The sequence below is a fragment of the Frateuria sp. GZRR35 genome (assembly GCF_051900415.1).
Classification (GTDB): domain Bacteria; phylum Pseudomonadota; class Gammaproteobacteria; order Xanthomonadales; family Rhodanobacteraceae; genus Frateuria_A.
Window position 1 is genome coordinate 115,820 of sequence record NZ_JBHZGL010000005.1, and the last position, 18,316, is coordinate 134,135.

The following is an 18,316-nucleotide window of genomic DNA, read 5'->3' on the forward strand; positions in this document are numbered from 1 at the left end:
CTCCCCTCCGGGGAGAGGGCTGGGGTGAGGGGCCGGGGCTCGCGGGGATGCCCGCAGTAGCGCTGCCTTGCTTGTCGTTCTTGCGTGGCCTCCCCGCGACTGGGCTCGCCTGCCGCGGGCTTTCGATCGCCTGCCGGCCGCCCGCTAAGCACGGTGAGGGATAAGAGCTAGGCGCCTTCTCGCCTTGCTTGGTGGGTCGCTTGCTTTTAGAGGAGCTGCCGCCGCTTTACCGCGGGCGCTCGGGAGCTGAGGTAGGAAGAGCGCGCATGTGCACGTTCGCCGCGCGTTACTCCCTCTCCCCTCCGGGGAGAGGGCTGGAGTGAGGGGCCGGGGCTCGCGGGGATGCCCGCAGTAGCGCTGCCTTGCTTGTCGTTCTTGCGTGGCCTCCCCGCGACTGGGCTCGCCTGCCGCGGGCTTTCGATCGCCTGCCGGCGCTCGAGTCACTTTTCTTTGCTGGCCCAAAGAAAAGTAACCAAAAGAAATGGCCTGCTAAGCACGGTGAGAGATAAGAGCTAGGTGCCGCCTCGCTTTGTTTGGTCAGTCGCTTGCTCTTAGAGGAGCTGCCGCCGCTATACCGCGGGCGCTCGGGAGTTGGGGCAAGGGTGGCTTTGCGGCGGCGTGGAATGGCTACCCATTTTGCCTTCAGAGCGGTCGTGGTTCGGGCGCGCCGGCATGAACTCTTGGCTCGACGGCAAACTGTTGGTTTCGCTTCATGATTGCGAGCCCTACGGGCAACCAAGGACGAATGTCCGCTTCGCGAGAGAGAGAGAGAGAGAGTCGCAAAACGCCGATACCAGCCAATCCGCCGGATGCCTCCCTGGCCTCAGCTCCCGAGCGCCCGCGGTATAGCGGCGGCAGCTCCTCTAAGAGCAAGAGGCCCACCAAGCAAGGCGCACAGGCGCCTAGCTTTTTAGTCACCCCGTGCCTAGCTAGGCCATTTCTTTGGTTACTTTCTTTGGGCCAGCAAAGACAAGTGACCCGAGCGCCGGCAGGCGATCGGAAGCCCGCGGCAGGCGAGCCAAGTCGCGGAGAGGCCACGCAACGGCGACAACCAAAGCACCCTCCGGACGAAACATCCCCGCGAGCCCCGGCCCCTCACCCCAACCCTCTCCCCGGAGGGGAGAGGGAGCACAGTGCGGCGGACGTGCACAACCGCGCGCTCTTCCTGCCTCAGCTTCCGAGCGCCCGCGATATAGCGGCGGCAACTCCTCTAAGAGCAGGCGACTGACCAAGCAAGGTGAGGCGGCACTTGGCTCTTATCCTTCACCGGGCTTAGCAGGCCATTTCTTTGGTCACCTTCTTTGGGCCAGCAAAGAAAGTGAACCGAGCGCCGTCAGGCGATCGGAAGCCCGCCGCTGGCGAGCCCGGTCGCGGAGAGGCCACGCAAGGGCGACAACCAAAGCAACCTCCGGACGAAACAGCCCCGCGATCCCCAGCCCCTCACCTCAACCCTGTGAAGGGGAGAGGAAGCCGGATCAGGAGGCCTCGACCACCTCGCGCCGGCGACCCCCCGAGCGGAAAGCCCGCCAGCGCGCCGCCAGGCACGAGAAGATCACATACAAGGCCGGCGTGCTGAGCAGCGTCAGGCTCTGCGAGATCAAGAGCCCGCCGATCAACGCGATACCCAGCGGCCGCCGCAACTCCGACCCCTCGCCCAACCCGATCGCAATCGGCAACGCCGCCAGGATCGCCACCATCGTCGTCATCATGATCGGCCGGAAGCGCACGATGCACGCCTCCCGCACCGCATCGAGCGGCGCCTTGCCGTGCTCGCGCTCGGCCACCAGCGCAAAGTCGATCATCATGATCGCGTTCTTCTTGACGATTCCGATCAAAAGCACCAACGCGATCTGCGAAACCACCGACAGCTCCGTGCCGGTCAGCCACAACGCAAGCAGCGCACCGACGCCCGCCGCCGGCAGCGTCGAGAGGATGGTCACCGGGTGGATCAGGCTCTCATAGAGCATGCCCAGCACGATGTACACCGTGAGGATCGCCGCCAGGATCAGCCATCCCATGCCGGTATGCGTCTCCATGAAGCGGCGGAAGTCTCCGCCTACGTTGAGGCGGATGTCGCCGGGCATGCGCATGCCGGCGACGGTGCGCTGGATGATCATCATCGCCTCGCCCATGCTCACCCCCGGCGCCAGGTTGAACGACAGATCCATCGTCGTGTACTGGTTCTCGTGCGAGATCTCCGAGGGAGCCAGGCCCGCTTCCTGGTGCGCCAGTGCGCCCAGCGGGATCATCCGGCCACTCTCCGAGCGTACGTAGATGCGGTCGATCGCCGCCGGCGTCGCCGTCTGCGCGGGTAGCGCGTTGATCACCACCTTGTACTGGTTGATGTCCGAGTAGATGGTCGAGACCTGACGCTGGCCGAAGGCGTTGTACAGCGCGCCGTCGATGGTGCCGATCGAGACGCCCAGCCGTGCGGCGGTGTCACGGTCGATCACGATGTTCTGGCGCAGCCCGGCCTCGTCGATGTCGCTGCCGACGTCCTTGAGCTTGGGGTTCTTCTTCAGCTCGGCGACCAGCCGCGGCAGCCAGAGCTGCAGCTCGGCCACGTCGTTACCTTGCAACGACACCTGATACTGCGCGCCCTGGCTGCCGCCACCACCGCCGCTGGGGAGATCCTGGATCGGACGCAGGCGCAGATCGAGGTCGGGGTAGCGGTCGGCCTTGGCCGACAGGCGCGCCAGCACCGCGAAGGTATCGTCGGTGCGGCCCTCGTCGCGGGTCTTCAACTCGATGTTGAACGAGCCACTCGTGCCCTGCCGACTGGTACCCAGGCGCGAGCCGACCGCCTTGACGTCCGGATCGGCCAGCAGCATTTCGGTCAGTCCGCGCTGGCGGTCCATCGCGTCCTGGAAGGACACCGTCGCGCTGGCGGTCGCGCGGCCCCAGATCAGGCCGGTGTCCTGGCGCGGGAACAGCCCCGACTGCACCAGTCCGAACAGGAAGTAGGTGGCCACGATCAGCACAAGCGGCGTCAGCGACAAGGCCAGCGCGTGGCGCAGCGCGAAGTCCAGCGAACGGGTGTAGATGCGCAGCATGCCTGCGTGAAAGCCGTCCAGCGCGCGCCCCATGCGGGAGGGCTTTGCCACACCGTGGCCGCGCAGGAACAACGCGCACAGGGACGGCGTCAGGGTTAGCGAAATCAATGCGGACATCGCGATCGCTGCCACCAGCGTCATGGTGAACTCGTGCATGAACATGCCGGTGATACCCGGCGCGAACAGCAGCGGAATGAACACCGCGATCAACGAGGCGGTTATCGAGACGACGGTGAAACCGATCTCGCGCGTGCCCATCAGCGCAGCGTCCATCCGGGACATGCCGCTGTCGATGTGCCGGATCACGTTCTCGATCACCACGATGGCGTCGTCGACCACGAAGCCGATGGCAATCACCAGCGCCAGCAGGGTGAGGTTGTTGAGCGTGTAGCCGAGCGTGTACATCACCACGAAGGCGCCAGCGAGCGAAAGGGGCACGGTGAGCGCGGCAATCAGCGTGGGCGCGAGTCGGCGCAGAAACAGCGCCATGGTCAGCACCACCATCGCCAACGAGATGAGCAGTGTGGCCTGCACCTCGTGCAACGAGGCGCGGATGGTCGGCGTGCCATCGAAGTACGGCGTCAAGGCGGTGCCGGGCGAGAGGTAGGCGCGCAGCGCGGGTACCTGGTCCTTGACCGCGTCCACCGTGGCGATGACGTTGGCGTCGGCCTTCTTGTAGACGTACATCAGCACCGCCGGCTTGCCCTGGAACCAGGCCGCCTGGTAGGCGTCCTGCTGGCCGGCGTAGACGTGCGCCACGTCCGAGAGGCGGATCGGCACGCCGTTGCGCACCGCGATGATCAGCTTCGCGAAGTCGTCGGCGGTGTGCAGCTGGTCGTTGGCGGTGACCGCCATGGTGGTGATGCCGTTGGACAGGAAGCCCTGCGGCGAGGTGACGTTGGCCGCAATCAGCGCGTTGCGCAACTGGTCGGGCGTGAGCGCCATCGCGCTGAGCGCGTGCAGGTCCACATCCACGCGGATCGCCGGCGTGGCGGCGCCGGCGATCTCCACCGAGGACACGCCCGGCAACTGGCGCAGCCGCTGCGCCAGTAGGGTGTCGGCCACGTTGTACAGGTCCGCGGCCGACTGCGTGTCGGAGGTCAGCGCGAAGGCGATCACCGGATCGTCGTTGGGATTGGCCTTCTGGTAGCTGGGCGGGCTGTTGAGCCCGGCCGGCAGGTCGGGTGCGGCCGCGTTGATCGCCGCCTGCACATCGCGCGCGGCGGCGTCCAGATCGGTGCCGCCGCGGAACATCATGAAGACGAACGTGCTGCCCTCGGAACTCCGCGAACGCATGCTGTCGATGCCAGGCACCTGTCCCAGGTGGCGCTCCAGCGGCGCGGCCACCGTCGAAGCCATGGTGCTGGCATCGGCGCCGGCCTGCTGCGCCTGCACGAAGATCACCGGAAACTGCATCTGCGGCAGCGCCGACACACCCAGGAGCGCGTAGCAGATCAGCCCTGCCAGCAACACGCCCATGGCCAGCAGCGAGGTACCGATCGGGCGGCGGATGAAGGGACCGGATAGGTTCATGCGGTGGCGGGGAAGAACGAGGCAAAGAGAGGGAGGATACGCGGCATCGCCGTGCTAACGCGCGTCCGGCCAATCGGTTGATCCGCGCGACGCATCCGAATGCCGTCAGACGTGAGGGACAAGCGACTCGCCTCCCCGCGAGCCCCAGCCCCTCACCCAGCTCCCTCCACGGATGGAGAGGGCGCCAGGTACGGCGCTCGTGCACCCAACGTGTCAGTCCTCTCGCCTCAGCTCCGAGCGCCCGCGGTAAAGCGGTGGCAGCTCCTCCAAGCGCCGGCAGCATCGGAAGCCCGCCGCAGGCAGGCCAAGTCGCGCAGAGGCATTCGCAGGCATTCCCGCGAGCCCCGGCCCCTCACCCCAACCCTCTCCCCGCAGGGGAGAGGGAGCCAAGTGCGGCGCTCCAGCATCCACGCGCAAGTCCTCTTGCCTCAGCTCCCGAGCGCCCGCGGTAAATCGGCGCAGCTCCTCTAAGAGCAGGCGACTGACCAAGCAAGGCGCTGTGGCACCTGGCTCTTATCCCTCACCGGGCTTGGCAGGCCATTTCTTTGGTTACTTTTCTTTGGCCAGCAAAGAAGGTAACCCGAGCGCCGGCAGGCGATCGGAAGCCCGCGGCAGGCGAGCCCAGTCGCGGGGAGGCTCCGCATGAGCGACAACCAAAGCAACCTCGGGACGAACAGCCCCGCGAGCCCCAGCCCCTCACCCCAGCCCTCTCCCCCGGAGGGGAGGGGGCGCTCGAAGCGTCACACCGCGCGGGCGTCGGCCTCGGCGCGCTCCAGTGCCCGGCGCTCGCGGCGCAGCCGCAGCCAGTCGGAGAAGCGCTCCATGTAGAGGTAGATCACCGGCGTTGTGTACAGCGTCACCAGCTGCGACAACAGCAGGCCACCCACGATCGACACGCCCAACGGCCGCCGCAACTCCGCGCCGATGCCATTGCCCAGCGCCAACGGCAGCGCACCCAGCATGGCCGCGGCGGTCGTCATCATGATCGGCCGGAAGCGCAGCAGGCACGCGCGCCGGATCGCCTCACGCGCATTCAGTCCATCGCGCTGCGCCTCGATCGCGAAGTCGATCATCATGATCGCGTTCTTCTTGACGATGCCGATCAAGAGCACGATGCCCACGATGCCGTCCACCGACAGGCTCATGCCGCACAGGATCAGCGCCAGCAGCGCACCCACACCCGCCGGCGGCAGCGTCGAGATGATCGTCAGCGGATGGATGTAGCTCTCGTACAACACGCCCAGCACGATATAGATCACCACGATCGCGGCCAGCAGCAACAGCACCTCGTCGCCGATCGAGGCGTTGAATTCGGCCGCCTTGCCGATGAACTGCCCGCGCACCTGCGGCGGGAAGTCCAGCTGCGCCTCGACCTCGTGGATCGCATCGACCGCCTGCGACAGTGAGTAGCCCGGCGCCAGGTTGAACGACACCGTCACCGCCGGCAGCTGCTGCTGATGGCTGACCACCAGCGGCGCGCTGGTGACTTCGGCCGTGGCCAGCGAGGCGATCGGGATGGTGCCGCCGCCACCGACCTGGAAGCCGACGTTGCCGGTGTTGCCGATCCCTGAGGGTGTCGCCGAGTTGGCCGAGGTCAGCTGGCCAAAACTGGTCGCGGTGGAACCGGTCAGCGCGCCCGAGCCGTTGCCGCGCACGGTGAGCTTGTTGAGCAGGTCGCGACTGGAGCGGAACTCCGGCGCCACCTCCAGCACCACGCGGTACTGGTTGAGCTGGGTGAAGATGGTTGAGATCTGGCGCTGGCCGAAGGCGTCGTACAACGTGTCGTCGATGGTCTGCACCGGCACGCCCAGGCGGCTGGCCTTCTCGCGGTCGATGGTGAGCTTGAGCGCGTTGCCCTGGTTGGCAAGGTTGTTGTCCACGTCGGCGAGCTCCGGCCGCTGGCGCAATGCCTGCGTCATCTGCTCGGCGCGCTTGGCCAGATCCGCCGAGTTCACCTCCGACAGCGAGTACTGGTACTCGGTCGCGGCGACGCGACTGTCCAGCGTCACGTCCTGCACCGGTTTCAGGTACAGCGCCACGCCAGGGATGTTGGCTACCGTGTTCTGCAGGCGCGGCATCACCTCCTCCAGGCCGCCGCGGTCGCCGCGGTCCTTGAGCACGATCGAAAGCTGGCCCTGGTTGAGCGTGGGGTTGATGGTGCCCGCGCCAATGAACGCCGCCACGCCGGACACGGCCGGATCGGCGCGCAGCGCCTCGGCCACCGCCTTGGTGCGCTGCTCCATCTGCGGGAAGGCGACGTTCTCGTCGGCCTGCACCACGCCGGTGACCAGGCCAGTGTCCTGCTCGGGCAGCAGGCCCTTGGGGATTACGACGTAGAGGATGATCGTGAGCACCACGGTGGCTGCGGCCACGATCATGGTCAGGCGGCGGTGGTCGAGCACCCAGTCCAGCGTGCGGCCGTAGAAGTCGACCGTGCGCAGCCACACGCCGCGCTTGCCGGCGGCGGCATGGCGCTCGTGCGCGTCGTCGCCTTCCGGAAGCTGGTCGGGCTTCAGGAGATAGGCGCACATCATCGGCGTCAGCGTCAGCGACACGAGCATCGAGATCGCCACCGCGATGGTCAGAACCCAGGCGAACTCGTGGAACAGGCGGCCGGTGACGCCCGGCATCAAGAGCAGCGGCAGGAACACCGCGATCAGCGAAACGGTCAGCGACAGCACCGTGAAGCCGATTTCCTTCGCGCCAATCTCCGCGGCCTCCTTGCCGCTCTTGCCCTGCTCGATGTAACGCACGATGTTCTCGATCATCACGATCGCATCGTCGACCACGAAGCCGGTGGCCACGGTCAGCGCCATCAGTGAGAGGTTGTCCAGCGACATCCCGGTGAACGCCATCACGCCGAAGGTACCCATCAGCGACAGCGGCACCGCGATCGACGGAATGATGGTCGCCCACAACCTGCGCAGGAACACGAAGATCACCGCGACCACCAGGCAGATGGTCAGCAGCAGGGTCAACTCCACGTCGTGCACCGAGGCGCGGATGGTCACCGTGCGGTCGGCGAACACGTCCAGGTGCACGTCGGCCGGCAGCACCGCCTGCAGCGAGGGCAGCACGGCGCGGATCTGCTCGACCGTCTGCACGATGTTGGCGCCAGGCTGGCGGCGGATGTCCAGCAGCACCGCCGGCTTGCCGTTGGCCCAGGCCGCAAGCTGGTCGTTCTCGACGCCATCGACGACGCGTGCGACGTCCTTCAGGCGGACCGGCGCGCCGTCCTTGTAGCTGATGATGGTCTGCGCGTAGGCGGCCGCATCGGCGAGCTGGTCGTTGGTGCCGATCGAGTAGCTTTGCGTGGCGCCGTTCAAGGTGCCCTTGGGCGCGTTGACGTTGGCCGCCTGCAGTGCAGCGCGCACGTCTTCCAGCGTCAGCCCCAGGTTGGAAAGCTGCGAGGGATTGACCTGCACGCGCACGGCCGGACGCACATTGCCGGCGATCGACACCAGGCCCACGCCCTGCACCTGCGAGAGCTTCTGGGCGATGATCGAATCGGCCAGGTCGTTCACCTCGCGCAGCTGGCGGCTCTCGGAGGTGAGCATCAGCGTGAGGATCGGCGCATCGGCCGGGTTCACGCGGTTGTAGACCGGCGGGTACGGCAGGTTGTTGGGCAGCGTGCCCTTGGCCGAACTGATCGCCGCCTGCACGTCCTGCGCGGCGATGTCGATGTCCCGGTCCATGTTGAACTGCAGGATGATCGTCGACAGGCCCGCGGACGAATCCGAGCTCATCATCGACAGGCCCGAGATCTGGCCCAGCTGGCGCTCCAGCGGCGTGGTCACCAGCGCCGCCATGGTGGTCGCGCTGGCGCCCGGGTACTGCGTGGTCACCACCAGGCTCGGTGCGTCGATTTCCGGCAACGCGGACACCGGCAGCTGCCGATAGCCGAGCACGCCCAGCAGCAGCACCGCCACCATCAGCAGCGAGGTGGCGATCGGGCGGCGGATGAAGAGGGTGGAAAAGCCCATGAATGTGAACCTTTGATGCGGCTTCATGCCGCGTGATGTGTCACTCCCTCCCCCGCGTGCAGGGGAGGGTCGGGGAAGGGTTCCACACGCTGCGGCAAGTTCCGCCTACCCCCTCCCAGCCTCCCCCTGCGAGCAGGGGGAGGCACCGGAAGCCATCAGTGCCCGCGGCGACCGCCGCCATTCTTTTTGGCCTTCTCCAGCTCTTCCTTGGTCGGCGCCGGTGGCACTTCGCCGGGCTTGAGCGGATTGACCTTGCTGCCGGGCTTGAGGCGGAACTGGCCTTCGGTGACCACCTTCTGGCCCTGGGTCAGCCCGCTGGCGATCATCACCGCGCTGTCGCCCACTTCCTGCGCGACCTGCACCGGCTGCATCTTGACCGTGTTGTCCTGCTGCAGCAGGTAGACGTAATCCCCGTCGGGCCCGCGCTGCACCGCCTGCGCGGGGATCACCAGGCCGCCGCCGACGGTGCGCACCTTCAGCCGCACATTGACGAACTGGCCGGGCCACAACTCGTTCTTCTGGTTCGGGAATTCCGACTTCAGACGGAACGTGCCGGTGCTGGCATCGATCTGGTTGTCGATCACCTTGAGCACGCCGCCATCGGCGATCACGTGCGCATCGCCGCGATCGAGCGCGGCCACGGACAGTTCGCCCTCGCCCATCGCGGCCTGGCGCACCATGTCCAGGTTCTGCTCGGGCAGGTTGAACATCACGTTGATCGGGTGCAGCTGGGTCAGTGTGACGATGGTGCTGGTGGTGGTGACCACGTTGCCCGGGTCGACCCCGCGGATGCCGGCCAGGCCATCGATCGGCGAGACCACCTTGGTGTAGCCCAGCTGCACTTCGGCGTCGCGGATCTGCGCCTGGTCGGAGGCGAGGGTGGCTTCGAGCTGGCGCACGGTGTTGTGCAGTGCGTCCAGGTCCTGCTTGGCGATGTAGCCCTTCGGGCCCAGCTCCTGGCTGCGCGAGTAATTGGCCTTGGCGGTGGCCAGCTGCGCCTGGTCCTGGTGGAGCCGCGCCACGGCCTGGTCATACGTTGCCTGGAAGGTACGCGGATCGATCAGCGCCAGCACCTGGCCCTTCTTCACCGGCTGGCCCTCGGTGAACTCCAGGCTGATCAGGCGGCCGCTCACCTGCGGGCTGATCGCCACCGTGTTGAGCGCCTGCACCGTGCCCAGCGCCGTGAGGTACACCGGTACGTCCTGGCGCGCCACCGGCACCACGGTGACCGGCACCGGCGGTTGCTGGCCTTCTTTTCCCTGGCCCTGGGCATTGGCCTGCCCTGGCTGACCGCCCGGCTTGTGCATCAGGCGCAGACCCACGAAGGCCAGCACCAGCACCACCACCACGATCAGCGCGATCTTCCAAAAACGCGACATTGATAAAGCTCCCGGATGTTGTCGAACCCCTGCAGGCTGCACGGCGCGCAGCCAGGGCCGACCCTGTGAAAAGCATAGGGTTACAGCAACGGCCTTGGACAATGCCAGTTGACAGGGGTGCCCCATGACCGATGACACGTGACCGGCGGCGCTCTGCCGTCGATCGCATCGCGGGTCCGGCCTGAACCTTACCGCGCGCTTTGATCTATAATCGGCGTCTTGTCTGCCCCGCGCCGGCCAGTCTAGAGGCTCGCCGGCCCGTCCACTGATTATCTGGAGTTACTTGCGTGAGCGGTTCCATGACCAAATCGGACCAGAGCTTCATCCGCCAGTTCAGCTGGCTGATCGCCGGTCTGCACGTACTGGCGCTGGTGTTGCTGATCATGGCCTACAGCATCTACTCCCACGCGGCGAAGGAAACCAACCCGCACGCAGCGCAGCGCGTCGCCGAGCGCCTGGCCCCGGCCGGCGCGGTGTACGCCGGCGACACCGGCCGCGCCGCGATGCTGGCCGCGCAGGACGCCGCCGCCAAGGCCGCCGCCTCGCAGGTCGCCTTCGGCGGCAGCACCGACGGCAAGACGATCTACGAAGGGTTGTGCCACAGCTGTCACACCGCCGGCGTGGCCGGCGCGCCCAAGCTGGGCGACAAGGCCGCCTGGGCGCCGCGCATCGCGCAGGGCATCGACACCCTGGTCAAGCACGCGATCGAGGGCTACCACGGCCCGGACGGCAACTTCATGCCCCCCAAGGGCGGCATGCCCTCGCTCACCGACGAGCAGGTCGCCAGCACGGTCAAGTGGATCGTCAGCCAGGCCAAGTAAGCTCGCCTGACAGAAAAACCATCATCGAAACGCCGCCCACCGGGCGGCGTTTTTTTGTTCGCCCCTTTTTCTCCGGGGAGAGGGTTGGATGAGGGTCAGCCTCGCCGACGCCCTCGAAGGCTTTTCACGCACGCCTCGCCGCGGGCACCCTCGATCCCGCGATGCGGGCGCCGCCTACGGAGTCCACGCGTGCGCGAACCGCTGCAGCTGCGGGAAGAACGCATCGAAGCGCGCCTGCAGCGGCGCATCCATTTCCTGCAGCACCGGCAGCATCCGCCCCAGTGGGTTGTCGCGCTGCAGGCGCTGGCCGATGCCGGCCAGTGCGCGATCCAGCACCGCCGGGTCGGCATAGGCGGCGGGCAGGTCGTTGGCCTGCATGTAGTGCGCGAAACGCCGTGCGGTCGGCGGCAGCAGCGCGTCCTGCCGTTGCAGCAACCCGCGCAGGCCGGTCGAGAAGCCCGCCAGCGGCAGCGGCGACCAGCGGGCGAAGTCGCGCGCGAGCAGATGATCGAACCACATGTCCAGCGCGATGCCCGCGTAGCGCCGGTACGGCGGCTCGAACAACGCGCGCGCCGCCACGACTTCCGGGTGGCTGTCGGTGTAGCCGTCGATCGCCCGGTGCAGCGCGATGCCCTCGCGCACGCCGGCCGGCAACGACCGATCCGGCGTGCCGCGTACGAAGTCTCCGAGCACTCCACCGAGCACACGATCCCCGTCGGCTCCGGCGAGCAGCGCGTGCGCCAGGTGGTTCACGTCGGTGCCCGGCACGACGGCCGATGCACGGCCACGACGGTTATCATTGTGCGCATGACGCCCATCACCGTTCCCGACAATCCCGCCTCGTTCCCGAGCGAAGAAGCGAGCTTCGCGCTCGACGGCCCGGTCGGCAAGCTGGAGGCGATCGGCAACGTCGCCGCGCCCGCCGACGCCCGAAGCGGCGTGGCGGTGATCTGCCACCCCAACCCCGTGCAGGGCGGCACCATGCACAACAAGGTGGTGACGATGGTCGAGCGCAGCCTGCGCGAGTCGGGGCTGGACACCGTGCGCTTCAACTTCCGCGGCACCGGCACCTCCGAAGGCAGTTACGACGAGGGCAACGGCGAAGGCGAGGACCTGGCCGCGGTAGTCGCCTGGGTGCGCCGCGTCCGCCCCGACGACGTGCTGTGGCTGGCCGGGTTCTCCTTCGGCAGCTACGTGACCATCCGCAACGCCGCGCGCCTGGGCGCCGCGGCGCTGGTCAGCATCGCACCGCCGGCCGGGCGCTTCGCGCTGACCGACATCGACGTGCCGCAGTGCCCCTGGCTGATCGTGCAGGGCGAGGCCGACGAAGTGGTCGAGCCGCAGGCCGTGTTCGACTGGATCGAGAGCCTGCCGGTCGAACCCGACGTGGTGCGCATGCCCGAGACCAGCCATTTCTTCCATCGCCGGCTGATGGACCTGCGCGGCGCGGTCAAGCATGCCGTGCAGCCGTGGCTGCCGCCACGGCGCACGGGATGACCTGCTCATCCCCCCTCCCCTGCGTACGGGGGAGGGTCGGGGAGGGGGCCCACGCCAACGTGGACACCCGCCTCCTGGCCTCTCCCTGCAGGCAGGGAGAGGAGCAATCCACGCATGCCCTGGCCGCCCCCGCTCCATGACCGACCTCACCCCTTCCGCCCGCTACCACGACGGCGTCGCTGCCCATCGCTGGGAAGCCGACCCCGCGCAGCTCGCCGTGCTGCCGGAATTCGACCGCATGCACGCGGCTCTGTGCGCCACGCCGGACAACGGCGGGCTTTTCGGGCGACTGAAATCGCTGTTCGGCGACGACGAGCGTCCGCCGGTGCCGGGCCTGTACCTGTGGGGCAGCGTCGGCCGCGGCAAGACCTTCCTGATGGACCTGTTCGCCGCCAGCCTGCCGCACGGCGTGGCGCTGCGCCGGCATTTCCACCGTTTCATGGGCGAGGTGCACGCACACCTGCGCGAACTGGGCGAGCGCGCTGATCCGCTGGAGGACGTCGCCGAACGCCTGGCCGGGCGCTGCCGCGTGCTGTGCCTGGACGAGTTCCTGGTCAACGACATCGGCGACGCGATGATCCTGGCCAACCTGCTGGATGCCCTGTTCCGTCGCGGCGTGGCGCTGGTCACCACCTCCAACACGCCACCGAAGAACCTCTACCGCGACGGCCTGCAACGGGCGCGCTTCCTGCCCGCCATTGCACTGATCGAGCGGCACTGCCACGTGGTGGAGATGGTCTCCCCACGCGACTGGCGCCTGCGCGCGCTGACCCAGGCGCCGGTCTACCTGACCCCGCCGGGCGCCGAGGCCGAGCGCGCGCTGGCGCGGATCTTTGCCAGCCAGGCGCAGGGCGAAGCACACGAGGGCGGCACGCTGGACGTCAATGGCCGCCCGATCCCGCTGCGCCGGCAGGCGCCGGGCGTGCTGTGGTTCGAGTTCGAGGCGCTGTGCGAGGGCCCACGCGCGGTGGCCGACTACATCGCGCTGGCGCGGCGGGTGCCCACGGTGATCGTGTCCGGCGTGCCGCAGTTCTCGATCTACAGCGAGGACGCCGCGCGGCGCTTCCTGTTGATGGTCGACGAGTTCTACGACCGCCACGTCAAGCTCGTGCTGTCCGCCGCCGCGCCGATCACCGAGCTGTACGACGGCGAACGCCACCGCGCCGAGTTCAGCCGCACCGAATCGCGGCTGATCGAGATGCAGAGCGAGGAATACCTGGCGCTACCGCACCGCCCCGAATAGGCCTTCAGCTGCAGGAACGAACGGCTGGTTCCAGCAGGAGCCTCATCGCCCGCCGCATTTCTTTTTTCCGCATTGCGGCCGTCGACGCCGCCGAAGTACTCTGGCCGGAGGGGTTACAAGCGGTTCCCACCAGGTCGGCCGGAGGGAGAACGCCATGCATACGACCGTGGAGCACGCGCTGGAGGCGACCGCCCTGGATGGGGAATCCGCCTCCAGCGACGAGACAGGCCCGTTGGCCGCGGGCGACCATTACACCGTTCCGGGCTTCGATTCGGTCGCCCACCTCGCCTCCGCGTCGCTGGGCGTGGCGATGGTCGCGCTGGTGCTCGATAGCGGCAGCGCCTACTGGTACAGCCGCGATGCCGGGCCGCGCACTCCCCATGTTCTGCACCCGCTCTATCTGGAAGCCGCGCGTCGCGGTGCCGGCCAGGTGCTGCCGGACATCGCCGCCGACGCGCGCTATCGCGACACGCCACCCCTGACCGGCCCCTCGCCGGCCACCCTGCGTTTCTTCGCCTGCGAACCGGTGTTCACCCTAAGCGGCAGGCACGTCGGCGCGCTATGCGTGATGGACCATCCCCCGCGCAGCGGCCTGGACGAGGCCGGACTGGCCGCCCTGCGCGATGCCGCCCGACTGGCCGGTGCCGGCGTGGTGCTGGGCAGCTACCTCGGGCGCACCGACCCGGTCACCCAGCTGCCGCACCGCAGCGCGTTCTTCGAAGACCTGCGCAGCCGCCACAAGAACGGCGCGCAGCGCGCCTGGCTGATTGCCATCGAAGTGGCGCCGGTGGAGCGCTTCAATGCCTTCGTGCGCGCGATGGGCTTCCCCTATGCCGACGAGCTGATGCGCGCCGTGGCCGCGCGCGTGCTCGACTGGATGCCGCCATGCACGAACCTCTACCAGGTCGGCGTCACCCGTTTCGCCGCGGTACTGCCCGACGGCGACAAACCCCTGGAAACCACCCAGCTCGACGCGCTGGTCGCCCGCCTGCGTACACCGTTCGACTGCCTGGACATCCCGCTCACCCTGCAGCCTGGCGTCGGCCTGCTCGACCTGGACGTGCGCCAGCTCGACGGCTCCGATCCGCTGCGCCAGGTGATGAGCGCCTCCTACGCTGCCCAGCGCAACCCGCGCGGCTGGGCGTTGTACGAGCGCAGCCAGGACGAACGGCACCGCCAGGAGTTTTTCCTGGTCACCGAGCTGGCCGCCGCGCTGACCGAGCGCACCGAGCTCTACCTGCATTACCAGCCGCGCGTACGCCTGAGTGACGGCCGCTGCATCGCCATGGAGGCGCTCGCACGCTGGCGCCACCCGACCCTGGGCGAAGTACCGCCGGGCCAGTTCGTGCCGTTGGCCGAACGCGCCGGCCTGATGCGCTCGCTGACCGGCTGGGTGCTCGACCACGGTGTCGCCCAGTTGGCCGCGTGGCGCCGCGCCGGCTGCGATGTGGGGCTGTCGCTCAACATCTCCAACGCCGATTTCGACGCGGACCTGGTCACGCGACTGCAGGACGTGGCGACCCGCTACGGCGTCGAGCCGCGCACGCTGGAGCTGGAGTTCACCGAGAGCACGCTGCTGGCGCACAACGACGCGACCCGCCGCCACCTGGCGGCGGTGCGCGAGCTCGGTGCGGGCATTGCCATCGACGATTTCGGCACCGGCTACAGCAATCTCGCCTCGTTGCGGCAGATGCCGGCAACCTGCCTGAAGATCGACCAGTCCTTCGTGCGCGCGATGGACGCCAGCCGCCACGATGCAGCAATCGTGCGCTCGACCGCGGCGCTGGCGCACGACCTGGGTTTTCGGGTGGTGGTCGAGGGCGTGGAAACCCGGCGCATCTACGACGCGGTGCGCCGCATGGACTGCGACGAGGTGCAGGGCTACTTCGTCTCGCGCCCGCTGCCGGCCGCCGCCGTGCCACCCTGGCTGGAGCGCACGGCCGACTGGCATCAGGTCGATGGCGAGGGCGCTCCGTGAGGTTGACCGACATCCTGCGTGGCCAGCATGCGCAGCTGTACGCCCTGCTCGACGAACTGCAACGCCTTGGGCTGACTGGTCCGGAAGGCCGCGAACGGCTGCAGAAGGCGAGGCAGGCGATGCTTTCGCACCTGAGTCTGGAGGACAGCCGGCTTTACCCGGCCCTGCACGCGAACCCTTCCACGTCCGTCCTGGCCAGCCGCTACGCCGAGGAGATGCAGCAGCTCACGCCTGCGTTGCTCGCTTTTTTCGATACCTATCGTGAAGGCAGTGCGGAACCGCAGGCGTTCTCGCGCAGTCTGGGTCAGTTGCTGGCCGTGTTGCAGCAGCGCATCGGTCGCGAGGAAGGTCGGCTGTACCCGGCCTACGAAGCGCACTGCGAGCCGACCGGCCTGCCGCCGATCTAGGGTGGGCTCGGGCCGCCATCGCCGAAGCGCTACTTGCGGGGAGCATAGGTTGTGCGCTGGCTCTGCTCCCCTCCCCTCCGGGGAGAGGGTTGGGATGAGGGGTCGGGGCTCGCGGGACTGTTTCGTCCGGAGATTGCATTGGTTGTCGCCCTTGCGTGGCCTCACCGCGACTGGGCTCGCCTGCCGCGGGCTTCCGACCGCCTGCCGGCGCTCGGGTCACTTTCTTTGCTGGCCCAAAGAAAGTAACCAAAGAAATGGCCTGCTAAGCCCGGTGAGGGATAAGAGCTAGGTACCGCCTCGCCTTGCTTGGTCAGTCGCTTGCTCTTAGAGGAGCTGCCGCCGCTTTACCGCGGGCGCTCGGGAGCTGAGGCAAGAGGGCTTGCGCGTTTGGGTGCCGGAGCGCCGCACTTGGCTCCCTCTCCCCTCCGGGGAGAGGGTGGGGTGAGGGGCCGGGGCTCGCGGGAATGCCTGCGAGAGCGCTGCCTTACTTGTCGTTCTTGCGAGTCTCCCCGCGACTTGGCTCGCCTGCGGCGAACCTCCCAAAAGAGATGGCGACTAAGCCCGGCGGGGGATAAGCGCTGCGCGCACTTCACTTTGCCTGGTGATCCCTCTTGCTCCTGGAGGAGCTGCCGCCGCTTTACCGCGGGCACCCGGAGTTGGCGACAGTTCGCGGCCGGACGCCCGGGCTACTGCTTCGAGGCCTTCAGCACGCTGATCTTGCCGTTGGCCTCCAGCCGCACTTCAGCCACGTCGCCCACTTCGCGCAAGCCTTTCTCGCGCAGTACGCGGCGGAAGGCTTCCTCGGACATGTCGTGCTTGCGCAACGAGCCCTCGATCACCTTGCCGTCGCGCGCCAGCAGGCTGGCCTTGCCCTCGACCAGCCGGTCCAGGCCGGCCCAGCGCGCGCAGGTCCAGGCGATGCCCTTGTCCAGCAGGAAGATCGCCAGCACGCCGATGATCGCCGCCAGCGGCGCCTTGTCGTCGCCGATGATCGCGGTGCGCAAGGTGCCGCCGACCAGCATCAGCACCACGATGTCGAAGGTGGTCATCTCGCCGAATGAGCGCTTGCCCAGCAGCCGCAGCAGGACCAGCAGGCCAAGGTAGACGCCTGCCCCGCGCAGCGCATACACCCACCACGGGTCCGACAGGTGCATGACGTCAGCCCGTCGAGCCGCCCATCACCGGGAGGATCGCGCCGCTGATATAGCTCGAACAGCTGGGCGCGGCCAGGAACACGTACGCAGGCGAGAGCTCCTCCGGTTGTGCCGGTCGGCCCCACGGGTTCTGCTGGCCGAACTTGGCCACCTGCTTGGCCGACTTGTCGGCGGGATTGAGTGGCGTCCACACCGGGCCCGGCGCCACCGCGTTGACGCGGATGCCGCGCGACACCAGGTTGCTCGCCAGCGACATGGTGAAGGCATGGATCGCGCCCTTGGTGGCCGAGTAGTCGAGCAGGTGCGCGTTGCCGAACAGGCCGGTTTCCGAGCCGGTGTTGATGATCGCGCTGCCCTCGTGCAGGTGCGGCAGCGCCGCCCTGGCCATGTGGAAATAGCCATAGATGTTGGTGCGCATGGTGAGGTCGAAGTGTTCTTCGGTGATGTCCTCCAGCGCGTCGGCGTGTTCCTGGAACGCCGCGTTGTTCACCAGGACGTCCAGACGGCCGAACTCGTCCACGGTCTGTTGCACCGCCTGCTCGCAGAAGTCTGGATCCTTTACGTCCCCGCGGATAAGCAGGCAGCGGCGGCCCTCCTTCTCCACGTAGCGTTTGGTTTCGCGCGCGTCCTCGTCCTCGGACAGGTACACCACCGCCACGTCCGCGCCCTCGCGCGCGAACAACACCGCCACCGCGCGGCCGATGCCCGAATCGGCGCCGGTGATGATCGCGCCCATGTCTTGGAGCTTGCCGCTGCCGCGGTAGTCGGGCGCCTCGAACTGCGGGCGGGGCTTGAGCTTCGCCTCCTTGCCGGGCTTGCTCAGATGCTGCTCGGGCAGCGGCGGACGCGGTTTGGGGCGAGGGCTGGTCTGGCCGGGCTGTTTCTTGGCGGCGCTCTTCTTGCTCGCGGACTTGCTCGCCTTGGCCTTCTGCTTCTGCTTGTCCTCGGCATCGATCTGCGATTGCACCTGCCGCTCTTTCGCTACCGCCTTGCCGGTGCCGGTGCCGGTGCCGCGCCTGGCGGTTTTCGTCGTGGCCATCATCCGCTCCCGTTGTGGCTGGGTATGGCTCGCGACGATAGGCACGCACTCGTGGCGGACAGGTGAGCGCGGCGTTGTCAGCACTCGTCGGACAGCCCGTGGGAGCCGACTTGTAGGCGACGCTTTTGTGCCCCTGCATCCAAAGCATCGCCCGCAAGCGGGCTCCTACAAATAGGTGTAGCCGGGATGTCGGCGGCAGACTCGACCTCAGCTTCGCACCACTAAATCA

At 67.8% G+C, this 18,316-nt stretch carries 11 protein-coding genes; 5 read left to right on the forward strand and 6 right to left on the reverse strand.

The features are described from left to right. Positions 1–1,475: 1,475 nt before the first annotated feature. The 3 genes from ACFWZ3_RS08045 to ACFWZ3_RS08055 all read right to left on the reverse strand — a co-directional run bounded on the left by ACFWZ3_RS08045 (position 1,476) and on the right by ACFWZ3_RS08055 (position 9,948). Entirely contained in the window at positions 1,476–4,586 is a 3,111-nt protein-coding gene (locus ACFWZ3_RS08045) for an efflux RND transporter permease subunit (protein WP_439707220.1), read from the reverse strand. 740 nt (positions 4,587–5,326) lie between these two features. After that, a complete protein-coding gene (locus ACFWZ3_RS08050) occupies positions 5,327–8,569 on the reverse strand; it encodes an efflux RND transporter permease subunit (protein ID WP_439707221.1) in 3,243 nt (1,080 codons plus the stop codon). 155 nt (positions 8,570–8,724) lie between these two features. Next, positions 8,725–9,948: an efflux RND transporter periplasmic adaptor subunit gene (locus ACFWZ3_RS08055; protein WP_439707222.1), complete on the reverse strand. Its 1,224-nt coding sequence runs from the start codon at positions 9,946–9,948 to the stop codon at positions 8,725–8,727. 299 nt (positions 9,949–10,247) lie between these two features. Here ACFWZ3_RS08055 and ACFWZ3_RS08060 point away from each other — a divergent pair, with 299 nt between their 5' ends. Next, on the forward strand, positions 10,248–10,769 hold the full coding sequence (locus tag ACFWZ3_RS08060) for a c-type cytochrome (protein WP_439707223.1): 522 nt from the start codon (positions 10,248–10,250) through the stop codon (positions 10,767–10,769). A 174-nt stretch (positions 10,770–10,943) separates the two neighbouring features. Here ACFWZ3_RS08060 and ACFWZ3_RS08065 read toward each other — a convergent pair whose 3' ends face one another. Next, positions 10,944–11,522: an ACP phosphodiesterase gene (locus tag ACFWZ3_RS08065; protein WP_439707335.1), complete on the reverse strand. Its 579-nt coding sequence runs from the start codon at positions 11,520–11,522 to the stop codon at positions 10,944–10,946. Between the two features lie 54 nt (positions 11,523–11,576). Between ACFWZ3_RS08065 and ACFWZ3_RS08070 the strand changes: the two genes are divergently transcribed. The 4 genes from ACFWZ3_RS08070 to ACFWZ3_RS08085 all read left to right on the forward strand — a co-directional run bounded on the left by ACFWZ3_RS08070 (position 11,577) and on the right by ACFWZ3_RS08085 (position 15,894). Continuing rightward, positions 11,577–12,266, forward strand: coding sequence for an alpha/beta hydrolase (locus ACFWZ3_RS08070; RefSeq protein ID WP_439707224.1), 690 nt, complete (start codon positions 11,577–11,579; stop codon positions 12,264–12,266). A 136-nt stretch (positions 12,267–12,402) separates the two neighbouring features. Continuing rightward, the gene (zapE, locus tag ACFWZ3_RS08075; RefSeq protein ID WP_439707225.1) at positions 12,403–13,509 is read left to right on the forward strand and encodes a cell division protein ZapE; all 1,107 of its coding nucleotides are present in this window, start codon (positions 12,403–12,405) and stop codon (positions 13,507–13,509) included. Positions 13,510–13,663: 154 nt separating this feature from the next. After that, positions 13,664–15,487: a putative bifunctional diguanylate cyclase/phosphodiesterase gene (locus tag ACFWZ3_RS08080; protein WP_439707226.1), complete on the forward strand. Its 1,824-nt coding sequence runs from the start codon at positions 13,664–13,666 to the stop codon at positions 15,485–15,487. Further along, on the forward strand, positions 15,484–15,894 hold the full coding sequence (locus ACFWZ3_RS08085) for a hemerythrin domain-containing protein (RefSeq protein WP_439707227.1): 411 nt from the start codon (positions 15,484–15,486) through the stop codon (positions 15,892–15,894). The genes ACFWZ3_RS08080 and ACFWZ3_RS08085 overlap by 4 nt, the downstream gene beginning before the upstream one ends. A 686-nt stretch (positions 15,895–16,580) precedes the next feature. On the opposite strand, the gene ACFWZ3_RS08090 is transcribed toward ACFWZ3_RS08085, so the two are convergent. Together ACFWZ3_RS08090 and ACFWZ3_RS08095 are read right to left on the reverse strand one after the other, a co-directional pair. After that, on the reverse strand, positions 16,581–17,048 hold the full coding sequence (locus tag ACFWZ3_RS08090) for a DUF421 domain-containing protein (RefSeq protein ID WP_439707228.1): 468 nt from the start codon (positions 17,046–17,048) through the stop codon (positions 16,581–16,583). A gap of 4 nt (positions 17,049–17,052) precedes the next feature. Continuing rightward, positions 17,053–18,171: an SDR family oxidoreductase gene (locus tag ACFWZ3_RS08095; RefSeq protein ID WP_439707229.1), complete on the reverse strand. Its 1,119-nt coding sequence runs from the start codon at positions 18,169–18,171 to the stop codon at positions 17,053–17,055. Positions 18,172–18,316: the final 145 nt, after the last annotated feature.

Excerpts from the sequence above, each read along its gene's own strand:
- ACFWZ3_RS08080 (WP_439707226.1), top strand. The coding sequence starts at position 13,664 with ATGCATACGACCGTGGAGCACGCGCTGGAGGCGACCGCCCTGGATGGG.
- ACFWZ3_RS08045 (WP_439707220.1), bottom strand. The coding sequence starts at position 4,586 with ATGAACCTATCCGGTCCCTTCATCCGCCGCCCGATCGGTACCTCGCTG.
- ACFWZ3_RS08050 (WP_439707221.1), bottom strand. The coding sequence starts at position 8,569 with ATGGGCTTTTCCACCCTCTTCATCCGCCGCCCGATCGCCACCTCGCTG.
- zapE (WP_439707225.1), top strand. The coding sequence starts at position 12,403 with ATGACCGACCTCACCCCTTCCGCCCGCTACCACGACGGCGTCGCTGCC.
- ACFWZ3_RS08055 (WP_439707222.1), bottom strand. The coding sequence starts at position 9,948 with ATGTCGCGTTTTTGGAAGATCGCGCTGATCGTGGTGGTGGTGCTGGTG.
- ACFWZ3_RS08070 (WP_439707224.1), top strand. The coding sequence starts at position 11,577 with ATGACGCCCATCACCGTTCCCGACAATCCCGCCTCGTTCCCGAGCGAA.
- ACFWZ3_RS08060 (WP_439707223.1), top strand. The coding sequence starts at position 10,248 with ATGACCAAATCGGACCAGAGCTTCATCCGCCAGTTCAGCTGGCTGATC.
- ACFWZ3_RS08090 (WP_439707228.1), bottom strand. The coding sequence starts at position 17,048 with ATGCACCTGTCGGACCCGTGGTGGGTGTATGCGCTGCGCGGGGCAGGC.